This is a genomic window from Neochlamydia sp. TUME1 (assembly GCF_000813645.1).
Classification (GTDB): Bacteria; Chlamydiota; Chlamydiia; order Chlamydiales; family Parachlamydiaceae; genus Neochlamydia.
In genome coordinates this window covers 1-16,066 of sequence record NZ_JRXI01000197.1, presented here as the reverse complement: position 1 = coordinate 16,066, position 16,066 = coordinate 1, and the positions used below count along the sequence as shown (strand labels likewise).

Annotated in this window: 14 protein-coding genes; 5 read left to right on the top strand and 9 right to left on the bottom strand. The window is 37.1% G+C overall.

Annotated features, from left to right (window positions below):
* A partial coding sequence (locus DB41_RS09155) for an IS630 transposase-related protein (RefSeq protein WP_238578493.1) occupies positions 1 to 208 on the bottom strand: 208 nt, incomplete at its 3' end.
* A gap of 1,067 nt (positions 209 to 1,275) precedes the next feature.
* On the opposite strand from DB41_RS09155, the gene DB41_RS12580 reads away from it, so the two are divergent.
* Positions 1,276 to 1,401, top strand: a complete 126-nt coding sequence (locus DB41_RS12580; RefSeq protein WP_255350937.1) for a hypothetical protein — start codon at positions 1,276 to 1,278, stop codon at positions 1,399 to 1,401.
* Positions 1,402 to 1,697: 296 nt separating this feature from the next.
* On the opposite strand, the gene recA is transcribed toward DB41_RS12580, so the two are convergent.
* The 4 genes from recA to DB41_RS09135 form a co-directional block, all read right to left on the bottom strand.
* Positions 1,698 to 2,768 (bottom strand): recombinase RecA, encoded by a 1,071-nt coding sequence (gene recA / locus DB41_RS09150; RefSeq protein WP_039386525.1) that lies wholly within the window; start codon positions 2,766 to 2,768, stop codon positions 1,698 to 1,700.
* A 229-nt stretch (positions 2,769 to 2,997) separates the two neighbouring features.
* Entirely contained in the window at positions 2,998 to 4,281 is a 1,284-nt protein-coding gene (locus tag DB41_RS09145; RefSeq protein WP_039386523.1) for a toxin-antitoxin system YwqK family antitoxin, read from the bottom strand.
* A gap of 5 nt (positions 4,282 to 4,286) precedes the next feature.
* Positions 4,287 to 4,907, bottom strand: coding sequence for a hypothetical protein (locus DB41_RS09140; RefSeq protein WP_039386522.1), 621 nt, complete (start codon positions 4,905 to 4,907; stop codon positions 4,287 to 4,289).
* A 20-nt stretch (positions 4,908 to 4,927) separates the two neighbouring features.
* Positions 4,928 to 6,616, bottom strand: coding sequence for a pilus assembly protein PilM (locus DB41_RS09135; protein WP_039386520.1), 1,689 nt, complete (start codon positions 6,614 to 6,616; stop codon positions 4,928 to 4,930).
* Between the two features lie 122 nt (positions 6,617 to 6,738).
* On the opposite strand from DB41_RS09135, the gene DB41_RS09130 reads away from it, so the two are divergent.
* The 3 genes from DB41_RS09130 (at position 6,739) to DB41_RS09120 (ending at position 8,442) form a co-directional block, all read left to right on the top strand.
* Positions 6,739 to 6,990 carry a YggT family protein gene (locus tag DB41_RS09130; protein WP_039386519.1) on the top strand — a complete coding sequence of 84 codons (252 nt, stop codon included), beginning with the start codon at positions 6,739 to 6,741 and terminating at the stop codon, positions 6,988 to 6,990.
* Positions 6,991 to 7,013: 23 nt separating this feature from the next.
* A complete protein-coding gene (dusB, locus tag DB41_RS09125; RefSeq protein ID WP_039386528.1) occupies positions 7,014 to 8,030 on the top strand; it encodes a tRNA dihydrouridine synthase DusB in 1,017 nt (338 codons plus the stop codon).
* Positions 8,031 to 8,142: 112 nt separating this feature from the next.
* Entirely contained in the window at positions 8,143 to 8,442 is a 300-nt protein-coding gene (locus DB41_RS09120; protein ID WP_039386517.1) for an acylphosphatase, read from the top strand.
* Positions 8,443 to 9,527: 1,085 nt separating this feature from the next.
* Here DB41_RS09120 and DB41_RS09110 read toward each other — a convergent pair.
* The 4 genes from DB41_RS09110 to DB41_RS09095 all read right to left on the bottom strand — a co-directional run bounded on the left by DB41_RS09110 (position 9,528) and on the right by DB41_RS09095 (position 14,354).
* The gene (locus DB41_RS09110; RefSeq protein ID WP_039386514.1) at positions 9,528 to 9,980 is read right to left on the bottom strand and encodes a hypothetical protein; all 453 of its coding nucleotides are present in this window, start codon (positions 9,978 to 9,980) and stop codon (positions 9,528 to 9,530) included.
* Positions 9,981 to 10,630: 650 nt separating this feature from the next.
* Complete coding sequence (locus DB41_RS09105; protein ID WP_039386513.1) at positions 10,631 to 10,843, bottom strand: hypothetical protein; 213 nt, start codon at positions 10,841 to 10,843, stop codon at positions 10,631 to 10,633.
* A 186-nt stretch (positions 10,844 to 11,029) separates the two neighbouring features.
* On the bottom strand, positions 11,030 to 11,332 hold the full coding sequence (locus tag DB41_RS09100) for a metal-sensitive transcriptional regulator (protein WP_039386511.1): 303 nt from the start codon (positions 11,330 to 11,332) through the stop codon (positions 11,030 to 11,032).
* A 370-nt stretch (positions 11,333 to 11,702) separates the two neighbouring features.
* On the bottom strand, positions 11,703 to 14,354 hold the full coding sequence (locus DB41_RS09095) for an ATP-binding protein (RefSeq protein WP_039386509.1): 2,652 nt from the start codon (positions 14,352 to 14,354) through the stop codon (positions 11,703 to 11,705).
* A gap of 1,306 nt (positions 14,355 to 15,660) precedes the next feature.
* Between DB41_RS09095 and DB41_RS09090 the strand changes: the two genes are divergently transcribed.
* The coding region (locus DB41_RS09090) for a hypothetical protein (RefSeq protein WP_039386507.1) at positions 15,661 to 16,066 on the top strand (406 nt) is incomplete at its 3' end.

Sequence of the window (16,066 nt, the reverse complement as noted above, 5' to 3'; positions counted from 1 at the left end):
CTGCAGATATTGTCACTTCAAATGCCTCAACTATTTCTCTAAGGTATGCATCAGAAGTTTGTTTTATATATAACTTTAGCTTTTCACTATCAATTTTACTGGGGCTTGGCCGTCTTTTTTTGGGAGCTAGATCACCTTGTTTTTTCCGCTTAATCCAGTTTGTTAACGTGCGAACTGTTACGCCAAACACCTCACTAGCTGTGGCCATTGAGCCGCCATTCTTTATATAATTCAAAGCTTTTTTTCTTAAATCGTGTGAATATACCATGCCAATCGATTATACATAAATCCTTAGAAAAATAGAATTTAAATAGCTATACCTCGCCTGTAAGATAAAGGGAAGGAAGCTTGCTTGTAAGCAGCATCCCCATGGACATTCTTTGGTAGCTTAAAGGATCATCCTCGTTAGCCACTAAATCATCCGTTTTATTGCTATCTGATGCTGGTAATTTACTTGATAAATAATTTCATGCAGGTCCAGGCAAATGGCTAAGTAGCTCTTCGTCTAAATTCTCCATTTGCCGTTATCATGCTGACGCATTTTCCGCTCTCTTTTTGCTTCACCCTTAGAAGAATCAAAGGCTACATCCTGTTGGACGCTTATGACCTAAATTCTTCAAGCTATTGCCCAAGTTTTTAGCGTGCCTGCAGATGCAAGTATAGGCACAGCAAGTAACAAATAGCTCAACGTCGGCAAGGCAATCTATTAAGAAGGACGCATGTGGATGTATATGCAAGAAAAGAGATGACAAGTCATCTAGGCATTTTAGGTAATAGGTAATCAATGCCATCATTTACATTTTAAAGGCAGGCTGTCAATAAACTGATTTACGATCTTTTATTGTAAAATAAGAGGTTAAAAAAATAATTCCTTTTTTCCAAACTTTTCTATCTCTATCGATCTCCTTTTTATTTGGAGGTAAAAAAGGCTGTTAGCAATCTCAATAATTACACCTTACGTAGTTCTACGCTTTAAAAAAACTAAGTCTGCATACCTAACCCTCTGAAAGTTGCCTCTCTACTTAATGAGATCAATTTTATAAAGTATGGGATCACATAAGAAGTAGCCTGAAAGCGTATTCTTCTCTACAATATTAACCTTTATTAAGGAAGATCGCTTCGCCAAAAATTTGGACAAGCTAGTAAACTCTAATGCAGCTGCAGCCTATATATAAAGCATCAAGGCAGCTTAAAAAAATGGCTAGGGGGAGATGAAGAAAATAATAAAGCTAAAGGCCGGAACGCTACAAGCTAGAGGTTCAAGAGGATGTGTTAATGGATGCCTTGGTAAGCCATGAAGCCTGTATTGATGAAGACGAATTAAAAGCCCTGTTTTATTTTTCCAAGGTAAAGTCTGTAGGCCAAAATAAATATTTACCGATAGGATATAGCGCGAAATAGGTAAAGTTAGAAGCAGCCTTACATTCTTTTAACTTAACATTTATATGCTTTAAAAAATTATAGACGCTTTAAAAATTAAGATGGTATGCCCAACCCTCTGAAAGCTGTTCCTTCAGCTAAAGAGCTTTTACTTATAAAACATGCGACTGCAAAAGGAGCTTCTTAAGACCATATTATTAAAAATTGAAGGGGGAAGAGTTTACTTGAAAAAGATGGAATGCAAAAAGGACTTTTGCCAAAGTAGGCAAAAGTCCTAAATAAAGAGGGTCATAAGCCTTGCGGCTTAAAGATTACAATTAAACTTCCATAAGCTCTGCTAAAGATTCTTCAGCTTCGGAGGCTTTACTTGTTTTGGCTGCAATCTTATTATTAAGATGCTCTAATACTAAGGTTTCTAGTTCTTCTAGCAACTTGGTATTATTCTTAAGCTCTTCTCTAACGGCTTCTCTGCCTTGCCCTAGACGCTGGCCTTTGTAGCTAAACCACGCACCCTTTTTATCTACAATATTGTATTCAGCTGCCATGTCAATAACTGTTCCGGTGCGAGAAATGCCCTCGTTGAACAGAATATCAAACTCAGCAGTTAAGAAGGGAGGGGCCATTTTATTTTTTGCTACTTTGACTCGTACGCGATTACCAATCTCTACATTTTCATTTCCTTTAATTCCTGCTGTACGACGAATATCCAAGCGTACAGAAGAATAAAATTTTAAAGCTCTTCCACCCGTGGTGGTCTCAGGGTTGCCATACATGACCCCAATCTTCTCACGAATTTGGTTAATAAAAATAGCGCAAGTGTTGCTTTTAGCTAGAGCAGATGTTAGCTTCCGTAAAGCTTGGGACATCATACGTGCTTGCAAACCTACGTGAGTATCGCCGATTTCCCCCTCAAGCTCTGATTTAGGCACTAAGGCTGCTACAGAGTCGATGATAATTACATCGATAGCATTCGAACGCGCTAATGCTTCCGCAATGTTTAAAGCTTCTTCTCCACTATCAGGTTGAGAAATTAATAGATTATCAATATTAACCCCGATCTTGGTCGCATAGCCAGGGTCTAAAGCATGCTCTGCATCAATATAAGCCGCTACACCACCATTACGTTGCGCATTGGCAACTATATGTAATGCTAAAGTAGATTTACCTGAAGATTCAGGCCCATAAATTTCCACCACGCGTCCTCTGGGAACTCCCCCAATGCCTAAAGCTACATCTAAAGAAAGGGCGCCAGTTTTAATTACACTAATTTCTCGCTCGGAAGAGTGCTTGCCGAGCGACATAATGGCACCATCGCCAAATTGCTTTTTAATTTGGCTAACTGCCAAATCGAGTGCTTTTTTACGTTCTGCATCGTTAGCTTGAGCCATAATAATCTCCAATTTTAATAAAAATCCAAAGAAAGAATAATAAATTTATACGAATAGATAAAGAGAAAAAGCATGAATGCTTGGTATGAAAAAATTGATTTGCCCAAGCATTTTTTATAAGTTTTTTACTGATTTATTTAATTAAAAGCTATTTTTTTAAGAAGAGAGCGTCTTTCAACGGTAGCTAATTTATATCTTATAAATAAGAAAAAAGCAAGGAAAAATTTAGCTATTCCTGAGGCTTCCCATTATAATAATGAATTTTTCGAATAAAACGGCCATCTCCATCATAAAGGGTAGCTACTCCTTGGCCATTTAAAATTTCGCTTATCGGATTTTTATCCCCTCTTTTGTAATATCCACCTTTCATAATTAGGTCTCGGTCATATTCTTCGATAAGCATCAAACTTCCATCTTGATACCAAGCTGTAGCTAACCCATTGCGTTTATTATTGACTATTTCTCGCTGACTCTCGACGGTACCATTTTCATACCAGGTTTTTACATACCCATTAATTTTACCTTGATACCAATTGATTAACAATTTGGGACGCGCCTCTTTTAAGCCTTTTAAAAGGAAATACTCATACTCTTCCCCATTTTTTAAGCCATTTTCTATATGATAAAGGCGCTGAAGACGATTGCTTTCATCAAAAATTTTTACTTTACCTTGTAAAACTCCTCCTTGAAATTGCTGTAATTCTTGCACATTTTTTTTATTAAAGATGGCTCGATATCCTTCGCCCTCGATAATTTCAGCTATAAGACTACCTTCTCTATCAAAATATTGGCCAGTAACCAATAGTCCTTGGTCAAAATATTCCTGAGCAGCAATTTTTTTTGGCGGCCAGTAGCGTATAGCTTCACCATGGCGAGCTCCGTTGCAAAAAATGATCGTTTGTAAAAGTTGGCCATTATCAAGATAGTATTCTGCTATGCCATTCGCTTGATTCTTATGAAAAGGAATACGTTTCCATATCCTTCCATTTGGATGATAGTAAATAGAATCTCCTTCTAACAAGCCCTTTTCATAAGTTATTTCTGTCTGAATGTTACCATTTTCATCCCACGCGCGCGCGCGTCCTTCAAATTGCCAGCTTTTTTCAGCGCTAGATGTTAAGTCTGCAATCCCTCCAATAAGAGTAACTTCAAGCTTTAAAGTGCCATCTTTATACCATTCTCGGTAAAACCCATAAGCACGATTGTTGACAGCTTCTAAATATTGCCGAGGCTGTCCATTTTCATAGTAGGTAGTAATATAGGCTGGAGAGCTTCCTTGGCTATCTTTTTGATAGACTCTTAAAACTTTTTGATAAGGTTGAGCTCCTAGAAAATTTACATTTTCGTATTGATTCAAGCGCTCTTTATTGGTAATAGTCTCATTAAGCCCATTGCGATCAATTAAGTTGATGCTAATTAAAGCTGGCTGTTCATCCCTGAGGCTGGTAGGTATACATCCATGAGCTATACAGACAAGAAAGATAAGAAGTGGTAGGAGTTTAAGTTGTTTCATAAAGTCTAAAGAAATTCTCTTTTTAATAGTTTTAAATCTAGGCTGAAAGCTTCATTATTTTCGGAAATATTTTTTCTATTAATTTTGAAATCTAAAATAAGAAGTTGAGGGGGATGAGAAGGAGGAGCGTAGGGTCCAATAGGGATAGCTTCAATGCGAGATAAAATTTTTTGGATATCTTCCACATCCACTTCCACAGGATGGACAAGTGTTTCGGTAGTTTCTTGAAAAAGAGGATAGGACTGTACGACCCCTTCAGTAAAGGCTAAGCTATTATTATTGGCTAAATATTCTAACCTTTTTTTTAAGTCATCATCGAAAGCAAAATTTTTATTGTTTTCAAGCTTTTGAAGACTTTCAATTTCCGTTTCAAGGAAAACCAAAGTTTCCAAATATTTATCAATATAATGATGATCAGCTTCACGAAAGTGCTGGATAACAGCCATATTGGTGGCTTGCTTCTTTTCACGCATGATAGCTGTGTCATGGGTGCAATGGATCGTCTCTTTCAGATGATTCAGCTTTTCTAATTGTGAATAAAAATGCAGAGCCACAAAAATTAAGGGCAGCAATCCGATGCACAAACCATAAAAGAGAAGTCGCTTACGAGGAATAGTTTCTAACATTTTAATTTTTTTTGTTATTCTTATGAAGAAGAGGAATAAAGAGTTTTATCTTTTAAGTAAAAGGACGTTCTATAGCGACCATGGCTGCTATTCCATTTTACTTCTCCTTTAGGATCTACAAAGGAATTGGGCTCAATCAATACATCATGGAATTCCCGTGCTTGCTTGGGTATCGAACTTGTAAACTCAATTTCAACTTTTACCTGGTATTTTTCCTGCTTCTTATGTTGTTCAGGTCTTTTAACTAAAGCGTAATGAAAGCTCTCGATTTGAATGGGTGGCAAAGGAAGTTTTTCCCCTTTGCATTTTCCTATAAGGACATCTTGCGTGCTTAACCAGGCTAAAACATCGCTTACTTTAGGAACGATCGGTAAAAGGGGAAAAATATCAGGATTACTCTGTAAATTTTTTTCAAGATAATGGACGCGTTCTAAAAGATCTTTTTCAGAGAGCTCTAAAATGTCTTTAGCTTGGCTATCAGAAGCATTGAATAAAGAGTTTTTTCCTTCGTACGAGCTCTCAAAATTAGCGTAGGGCTTATTCATAACCTGTAAGAGTTCAATATAATCTTGCCTAACCTTATCGAGATGATAAGCAAGATAAGACTGAGTAAATATATATAAAGCTAAAGCTAAAGCGATACATAAGCCTGCATAGGCACATAAAGATTTGGTCAATCTTTTCCAAGGATGAGGATAGGAAAATTCCTGTCTACGAAAATTAATTTTGTCTTTTAGAAGAGGAAGGCCCGCTAAAGCTATGCCTAAGGGCGCTGCAAATTCTTGCATTTTATCCACAGTTAATTGAGGGAAAATCTCGGGTTGGGGAAAAATTTGTTGCATTCTTAAATCTGAAGCTAAAGAGGCTCCTAAGTTGGGAATTAAAGAAGCAGAACCGGTAATTAATAATTCTTTAACTTCTTGTCCCCTGGCTTGTTTGGAGAGAGAAAAAACTACACGTTTAATTTCTAGGCGCAAACTTTCCCAAGCTTGGTAAGTAGGAACGGCCTGATTGGCGCCCAGTAAGTTACCGTGAGGGCCAGCAAAGTTAATCGAACCATCTTCTCCTTCTATCAAGGCTTCTTTAAGTGTTTGTATGCCTCCTAAAATGGACTGAGCGGCAATAAGCTTGGAATCTTGTATAAGTACGGCTGTAGATTGCTGAGTACCAAGATGTATGATACAATAAGGGTTAGATGAAGACACGCAGGTGATAGCAAAATTGTATAAAGCTGCGGGTATAGCAGTAATAACCTCAGGTTCTATCCCAAGCTGGGAACAACGTTGTAGATGTCTTTGGATGTAGTCTTTGCGGGCAGCTAAAACAGTTAATAAAGACCCCTCTTCTGAATGGCCAATCTTAAGATAATCTAAGACAGCATGATCTGAAGGATAGGGTAGCAGAGGTTCGGCTTGAAAAGCTAATACTTGTTCTATATCTTTTTCTTTTTTTAATTTTATTCCGAGATGGCGTATAAGCACTTCGGGGGTATCTAACGCTGTGATTACTAAATCTTTCTGAAGGCTTTTTTGCAAATCAGGGTGCTCTTCATAAATGTAAAGCGGATTTACATTATCAAACTCTCCTGTTATTTCAAAAAGCTTGCTAAAAGTGGGCTTTCCTTTATTGTAGGCTAGTTGAATGCCCCTCAAAACGGTTTTTTCTAGCTCCAGGCCTAATGTGATAGAAGCCTCTGGCTTATCCAACATGCGCTTTTTCCTAAGCTTAAAATATTCCCAAACAAAGGTCCCATTATAGGTTAAAGTTCTTAGACAGAAAAGACTTTTTTTTATATATTAGAGTCCTAATAATTTACTACCCCTTATTTTTTATGTGGCTTATTCCTATCGTTGATCTGCTTTTTCAAATCTATATGCTGATGCTTTTTGGCAGAATTATTTCTTCTTGGGCACCGCAACTCATGCAATATAGATTTATGCAATTTATAGCTTTCTATACCGATCCTTATCTCAATCTTTTTCGAAAAATTATTCCTCCTTTCGGAATGGTGGATATTAGTCCCATTCTTGCTTTTTTTAGCCTAAATCTTCTTAAAGATTTAATTATTTTTCTAATTCGATGAAAGACAGAACATCATTTCTCCAGATGCCTTTTCAGCTAGGGGCTATCCAGCTTCCTAATAATATCTTCTATGCACCTTTGGCGGGATGCTCTGATTATCCTTTTCGTCAAATGTCAGCTAATTATCATCCGGGATTGATATATTGTGAAATGGTCAAAATGGATGCTCTGGTGCGCTTTGACCAAGGAACCTTTCATATTTTGGATTATGCTCGCCGCATGCATCCTATTGGAGGGCAAATCTGCGGAAGTAAACCAGAAATTGCCGGCCAGGCTGCAAAAATTATTGAAGACTTAGGTTTTGATGTTGTCGACTTAAATTGTGGCTGTCCTGTCGATAAGGTGACTAAGGATGGAAGTGGATCGGGAATGATGAAAAATCCTGCCTTGATTGGAGAGGTTTTAGAGAAAATGGTGGCTGCTGTTAAAATCCCGGTGACTGTCAAGATACGAGCTGGATGGGATGAAAATCTTATCAATGCTCCTTTGATCACACAAATAGCAGAGCAAGCCGGTGCAAAAGCTATATGTATTCATGGCCGTACGCGCCAACAGGGTTACCGAGGAGCGGCCAATTGGGATTGGATTAAGGCATGCAAAGAGGTTGCAAAATCGATCAAAATTATTGGCAATGGAGATATATTTGATGCCTTGGCTGCAGAGAAAATGTTTGAGCACACCGGCTGCGATGCCATCCTTGTCTCCCGTGGAACTTTAGGCCAACCTTGGATTGTAGAAGATATCATTAGAAAGCTTCAAGGGGAAGAGCCTAGGAGCCGTACTTTAGAAGACTGCCGACAGGCCTTGCTTGAGCATTTCAATTATACGATTAATTATCAACAGACACGCCGTGCAGTGGTAGACATGCGTCGAGTAGGTTGTTGGTATCTAAAAAAATCTGCTGGAACACGAGCTTTTAGGGAACAAATAAGTAGAGCTGAATCAATAGAGCAGGTACAAGATTTGATTTTAAACTTCCCTCTAGGGGAAATGAATGAAAATGAAATTAATGATCACTCAGAAGGCGAGATATCTTGTTAAAAAAAATTGGCAATTTTATGAAGATATTATTTAAACTTAAAGACATTCAGCCCACAGAAAGGGGCGGGGTTGTCAGCAGCGTCCTCTATGGTAAACTCTTAAATTATAAAAAATGAATAGATTGAATCCTTTCCACGAGCTATTAGAATTACATGCTTTAGTCTCGGGACACGTGCAAGGTGTCGGTTTTCGATCAACTACTCTTCATTATGCCTCTCAACTAGGGCTTACAGGCACCGTGCGTAATCTTAAAGATGGAAGAGTAGAAATTATAGCACAAGGTCCTAAGGAAAAATTAGAAAAATTGCTTTCTCTTATCCAAGCACACTTTGGAAGTAGCTATATAGCATGCTTAGAAGTTAATTATAGCCAGCCTTCTAACTCTTACCCGCAATTTCAAATTATAGCCTGAAATGGGGCCCTGCAGCCCATTCACTCCTTGATCTAGTCCTAAATATTGAGTTATAAATCCTAGCTTGCGAAGTTGTAGGTAAGTATTCTTAATACTTGATAACCTCTAGTTTTTGTTTATTCATGCTAAAGTTCTCTCTACTCTCCAGCTTTGAGGAAAAACATTAAATTCTTCCTGTTAAGAGATACACATGGCCTTCCAGCTTTCATAGAAAAGCCTGTCCTACCTGGCGGTTTTTTCTCTACTTCAGCTTCCTTATCCTAATTTTAGCCCGTAGCTTTTATCTCTTCTTCTTGATAGCCTTGATCTACCCATACTTTTTCTAAGGATTTGCATTGATTACCATTGAAAAGTTTTCTTAAGCCTTCTTTATCAGATAGGTTGGCTGCTGTTAGATGGCAATCTATTAAAAAACCTTTAAATATTTACTGAAAAATGTCTTTCTCTTCCTCTGATTTTTTTCCTCCCTCTTAGCCTTTTAGACTGCCATAGCTTGGGTTTTTCATGCTCTGGCTATCCCCTAGGTCTGCTGGCGGCCCTTCTTTTTTTCCATTGGCATTCTTTTCTTCTTGCAGGGGTATGCATTCATCTTTTCAAATTTCTCGATAAGCTTCCGTCTAGGGAAATAATTAAACATACCTTTGCCGGGAGGATAGTCATAAGGAAGATATCTCTATTAGAATCCTGGATAATTTACCTAAAGAATAGCAAGTAAGATGCCTTGTTCGGAAGGGGCAGCAAGTCCTCTTCCCTAGAAAAAAGAAAAAAATATGCTTGATTCCTTCCCATTCTTGGCCGTTCAAATCTTCAGGATAGCTAAGCATTATGCTTCATCTGCTGTTGAATTTGCTTTTATTTTATTAAAAAAAGGGGTGGCGCTTTCTTATAGGCGTCTGATCAATTCCTCTCTTGCAGGCATATACTTAAAAGCTGCTTTCAAGGAAAGAGAAGCCTTCAAAGGCTAATTTTTTTAAAGGAGTGAATAAACGAAGTTTTTAAACAAAATTATTAAGGGATTTTTCTATAGGGGTGGCATTGTTTATGCTTTTCTACAGCAAAAAATTTAATTTTTATGTAAAAAATTATTAAATTTTTATTACCAAAAAGCTTGGAGAGAAAGCTAAAGGTGGATAAATTATTCCTATAAGGTAGCGTACTCTAGAGGCCAATAGGCCAATAGGAGACAAGGCTAACGCTATGGATAGATCTAAGGCATATAAGGTAAGTTTTTTAATATTTGCCGCTTCATTCAACACATCCTGTCGCTTTATAGGCTTTCTTTTCCAAATCTTCCCTAAACATTTTGTAATAAGGTATAGACTTAAGCTAGCCACAGTGGCAACTAAGCTTGCAACAGCTCCAACTTTTCTCCCTACTTTAAATAAAGCAGTGATTGGGGAACTGATTAATTGAATAAAGCAGTAAACTCTCCCTTTCCAGTTAGCCTGCTTGTAAACGCTGGGTACATTTTGTCCAAAATCCTCTCTAAAAGGCTTTAAGACCTGGTAGCTTAATAAAAATTCATTCTCTAAGTCCATTAATAAGCCCTTCGCATTTTGTTTATTTAAAATTAGATGTCTTGTAATTAATTAGATTTAAAATTTCCTTAAAATAACTACCTAGGTAATTTAAGCCTTTGAGCCACGCACTTACGCTTTTTGGCATACAAGGCTAATAACTCGTTTCCTCTAGCAAAGCTATCTTAGAATCTTACCACTTAATCGAATGATTGTTAAGGCCCCTTTAAATTTAGATACTTATTCCAGTTTTATTTGTTTTTTTATTTATTGCAAGGGAAAATTCTTTAGCTTTGTTCTTTATAAGCAACTCATTCTGAAACTTTTCAGGTCTTTTTCTGGTAGCTGCACCGCATCTTAAGAAATTATCAACCTTCTAAAAGTGTTGTATGGAGCTAGAAAAGCTAACAAGCGTAAGGATCCTCAACGTGCATTAAACCCCGCTCTTCAAATAAACCTTTTTTTGAAGCTCATTCTTTTAATTCCTATTTCCTTAACTTTCTATGATATATAGAAAAGGGATGCCTTTTATTAATTATAGAGAGATTGGCTTAAGTGGATAAGCATTGTATCCATTAACGATTTTAAGAGAGCATTTTAGAAATGTCTTTTTTTTCTTTAAACATTTCTAAAATGCATATAGAAAGGGAATAAGGAGAATCTCAATGATTTTAATTAGCAATACTAGAATTTTTTTCTTGAGAGGATTCTTCCCCTGTAGCGGTCGGGGATAAACCGTGGCATCCCGATTTAGCATAACATCCACAATGCTTATCTTGAGTGCAAGTACACTGTGAGCACTCACAGTTATTCATAGCTGGAGCAGCAGTAAGAAAACTAGCTGCTAAAAAAGAAGCACCTAATAAACTTAGTAAAATTTTCATGTTTTTTCCTTTTTTAAATTATTAATTAATTCTAATTATTATTTTGAACGACTCTAAAGACTCTAATTTTCCCTCAGATCAATCACTGCCCTGCTCCCCATTCATTTTGATTGCGGAAAGGCTCGCGTGATAATGAAGATGTTTCCTCCCTTCTTATGCTATCTCGAATTACTTTATGCTTAAAATTCAATCAAATCGTTTAATCAATATTCTAATCTCTTCAATTTTCTTTTTTTGCTCTTCTTGATTGTGAGAAAGGCAGGCTTCGGTCACGCAGGAGGATAGATGGTTATCCAAGATCCGCCTTTCAACGCTTTTTACAGCCGAACGGATGGCTCTAAGCTGAGTTAAGATTTCCGGGCAATACCTTTCCTCTTTAATCATCTTTTTTATTCCTTCTAACTGCCCGCTTATTCTATTTAAATGCGAGAGTTGATCATGATAAGAGGGGGGCTTGGCTTGTGTATGTTCACCCTTTGAATTTTTCATAAATACCTTTTGGGTTATAAAGATATACCCTACCCCTCTAGGGTATCAAAGTAATCAAATCCATGTCAACATAAAATGAATTTTTTCATCGACTCTCTTCAATTTTCTTTTAACCAGACGTTTTTTAATCCAACTATTTCTACCATTTAAAAGAGCTTAAACTAAAAAAAGTTATGCTTGCCTACCGGAAGCTTAATGAGCTTAGTACATCTTATTAATTAATATGCCTGAAAATATCTACTGCTAGATTGAGTTATAGGCAAGGTTTTTTGGACAGCATATAGGGTGGGGGGATACCTAAGATAATTGGCAGAAATTTCTTATATAAAAGTAATGTGTATAAATGTTTATTTGTATCTCTTCATAATTTTTACTTGTTCTCTAGAGGAAAATAGAGAGTGAACACTGTTCCTCTTTTAGGGCGATTATGAACCTCAATTTTTGCTTGATGAAGATCCGCGATTGTTTTTACTACGGCTAGCCCCAAACCCATTCCATTAGATGGCGTGCCAGGAATTCGATAAAATTTTTCAAAAAGCCGAGGAATAAAATTAAGAGGAATGCCTGGCCCTTCATCCGCGACAGAAAGAAGAACAAATTTTTCCATTTTATGAGAAGAAATTAAAATTTCTTTACCTGGCAGAGAGTAAGCAGCAGCATTAATTAATAAGTTACAAAGAAGAAGTTCTATCAAAGAAAAATCATAATAAATAGGAGGGATATCTTTATCGACTTCAACTTTTATGATATGTTTTTCAAGGTTTTTTTGTAAGCTTGCTACGCTCGCTTCAATCACTTCAGAGAGGCTTAGTAATTTTTTGGAGACTTTGAGAAAGCCTGTGCTTAATTGAGACATAGTCACTATATTCTCTACCATGCGATTTAAATAATTAGAAGATTCTTCAATCTGTTGAATCTTATGCGAACGAAGCTCTGCATTCTTGGCAAGTTCCGCACTTTTTAGTTCACGTGCTGCCCCCCTGATTGAATGTAGTGGTGTTTTAAACTCCAAAGAAAGAGAGCTTAGAATGTTATGTTGAACTTTTTCAATCTGTTTAAGATATTCATTTTTTCGTAACTTTTCTTCTTTAAAGGTCCTTTCCACATAATGAGCTACCTGTTGGCAGATTGTTTGAAGAAGAGTTATTTCTTCTTGTTGTATTACTTTAGGGAAATTAGGTCGAAAAGCTAGAATGCCTACTGTTTCTTTAAATCCTTTTAAGGGTAGGTAAAGATTATTAACGGATGATAATGTATCTGTAGACCATCCTGCCATTTTTGTGTTTTCAAATACCCAGGTAGCCACAGCTTTCTCTTTTTCATCTTTTAGCAAATCGGTCTCGACATTGATCATAAGACCATCATCAACTTTTTTCAGAAAAATTTCGGCTCTTCCGTCTAGCAAGTTATTTAGGCGAGCACAGATAGATAAAAATAATTCTTTATTAAAAGAAGTGGTAGCTAGTTCCTTTACAATTTCATAAAGCACTTGTGATTTTTCTTCTCGATGCCTAAGCAGTTGCTCGCGTTTTTTAATGCGGTCAGTAAGGATGCTTAAAACGCAAGTAGCGGCTGCAAAAGATAAAAATAAACCTATTTCCATTTCTCCAAAATAAGCTGAATTAAAAGAAGGTAAAAAGAGCATGGACCAAATCAAAGAAAAAATTGTGGCCGATAAAACAAGCGGACCTTTTCCTAGGAATAGGCTAAAGCCTAAAAAGAAAAAAAAGAAAATAAATCCTAGCATTTGGTAGCTTAGATATAAGGAGCATATTCCCCCTAGCATAGCTATAAGTAGGGTAAAAAAAAGGGCCCATCCATAATCTTTATAGGTGCTTGTAAATTCTACTTTAGCCCAGGGAGATGCATGTAGGGGAACAGAGGCATCATGATGGATTACATGTACATCGATACCGCTAGCCTCTTGATTGAGGATATCAAGAAGATTACTCATTCCCATCAATTTTTTAAACAAGGTGTTCTGTGGACGACCAATAATAATTTGAGTAACGTTTTTTTGTTTGGCCATCCTTTTTAAGGCTATTCCTATAGAAGTATCTGCAGTCGTGATAACTTCTGCTCCGAGTTCTCTAGCAAGAGAGAGATTTTTGGCTAGCTGTTTCTGATCCTTTTCACTTAGCTTCTTCCCATTATCGACATGCAAAGCAATCCAAGGAGCGTCTAGGGTAAAGGCATAACGGCGTGCAAGGCGAATTAAGCGCTGAGAATGAGGGCTGGGGCTAATCGCTACCATTAGGCGCTCAGAGGGTTTCCATAAGCTAGATCTTTCAGCACTAGGCAGTAATCCATGCAGATCATGATCCACTTTTTCTGCTGTTAGCCGCAGCGCTATTTCTCTTAAAGCCGTTAATCGATCGACTTGGAAAAAATTTTTTGCAGCAATTTCAGATTGAGGCCCTATATAAACTTTCCCTTCTTTAAGGCGCCTTAAAAGCCCCGTAGGAGTGATATCCACTAACTCGATTTGAGAAGCTCTTTCTATAAGGCTATCAGGAACAGTTTCACGGATTACAATGCCTGTAATTTCTTCCACTACATCCTTACGGCTTTCAATATGTTGAACATTTAAGGTGGTGTAAACATCGATTCCTGCTTCAAGGATCTCTATTACATCCTGCCATCGTTTCGTATGGCGCGACCCAGGAACATTGGTATGCGCTAGTTCATCTATAAGAACGATATGGGGCTTGCGTTTGATGATAGTATCTATATCAAGCTCTGTGAAAATGTTTCCCCTATAGCTAATGGATTTTTCAGGAATACTTTCCAAACCATCCGTAAGAGCAGCGGTTTCTTTTCGTCCATGGGTGTTAATGACACCTATGACAATATCTACTCCTTCTAAGCGACGCTGTTGACCGTCCTCTAGCATCGCATAAGTTTTACCTACGCCAGCAGCCATCCCAAAAAAAATTTTAAGTTTTCCTCCTTTACTTTTTTCTTCTTCCCGGTTAATCAACTGAAGTAAAGCTTCTGGATCTGGGCGATCTTCTTCAACCATAGAATGCTTGCCTTTTTTTTACCTTCTATAACTTTAATTTGAGTTTACCACAAACCAATTGTCTTTCCTTCCTCTTTTTAATTTCTAGGCTTACTATGCTGTCTCATTAAGGGAGGCAATACACAATTTTATTAACTTAATATAAGAAAAAGGTTTTCATTATGTTTTTTCTTAAAACAAGGCCTGTCCCCCTTTCCTTTGAAGCCAAAATGTGGCTCGGCCAACTTACCATCCTATTGTTTGTAAAGTAGGGATAAATTTAATAAATTTTTTATCTTATTGATGAATGGTAAACTTGGTTAATTAAAAGTTCAACCATTCAAGGCTAGGTCTCCAAGGCAGCTAGATGCTTGAAAATTATAGCAAGCCCTTTGCCTCAACCCATAGGCTCCGCTTATTCCTTTTCCTTTAATTTATGTTCGATCATTAGTTCCCTCTTTTTCACTACTAAAAGAATCACCATTGGTAAATGTTGCCAATTTAACATTCCAGCAAGCTAAAGCAAGGCTTGCATTGTAGCATTTTATCTAGCCTGTCATCTTCTTGCCTTCTGACTAATCTTGATAAACCCTTGAACTACACGCGCTTTATTGTTGTGTAGGCAACATCATGCCTATGAGAGCCTGTAGCGAAGCATTCAAAAACTGCTAGGGCAGATTTTTCTACAAACCGCATGCAGATAATCTTTACATTCTTTTTAAGTCTTGCTAGGAAGGAATGATTTTAGAATTAATTATTGTGCTTCTGGTAAATCCTCAAGTTTTCCCTCTTTCACCTTTTCCTTTTTTACAATAAAAAATGATTAGATAGAGCTAACGAGAAACGTTGATTACGACTGGGGTAAATTTGTAGAGTACAAAAAGTGGAAATGCTTCTCTTGAGAATCTATGTTGAGCTTTTTTGCAAGAAGTGAGCAGATGAGGTAAGCAGACGCGCTAAAAGAAGTTTGTGGTGAATCTTTAAATTGAAAACGAGTAAGGCTCACATGCTTTTGCTAACTTCCTTCAAAATTTTGCTTGGCTTAAGTACTTTAACTTACGCTAGCTGCCACCAGTCATTTTAAAGAATAGCCTGGTAGTTTAATGTCTAAAAAACTTCCTGAAAGTTATGTAGCAAGGCTATTTTACCTTAAGGTTATTTTTTGCTTTAAGTGAGGGGGATAGGAAAAAGAATAGCTAAAGGAAAGTAGTAAAGCAGCCCTTATGAAAGTAAATTTTTATTTTCAATTGTGTTGGATATTAAAATTCAGCTATACATTTATTTTTTAAACATTAAGTTAACTTATATTTTGATCCAAGGAAGCAATATGTTTGCATTTTCATTTAATCCTATAGCTACTCATACCAACTTAGAAGGTACTTTCACTTTTTTTGAAAAAGCCGGGAGTGAAAAAATTTATGCCGAAGTTCCTAAACAAGAAGGTCTTTTTCCTGTAAGCATATCGCCAAAAGTCAGGACCGAGGCATTAACTTATTTATCTTCCGCTGCTAAAATAAAACGATTATTACAAGGTTTCTTTGTGCAGCCTAGATATCAAGCAGAAAAAAATGAGGTAACTCTTGAGTGGTCCTCTCCTAAGATTGAGACTTGGAAACGTAAAGCGATGCTAAGATTGCCTTCTGACGCCATCTCTATTTGTCGAGCAGACGGGAAAATCAGCTATGCGATTGGCGATACTGTTACAACATGGGATTGGGCAACTGATACTTATG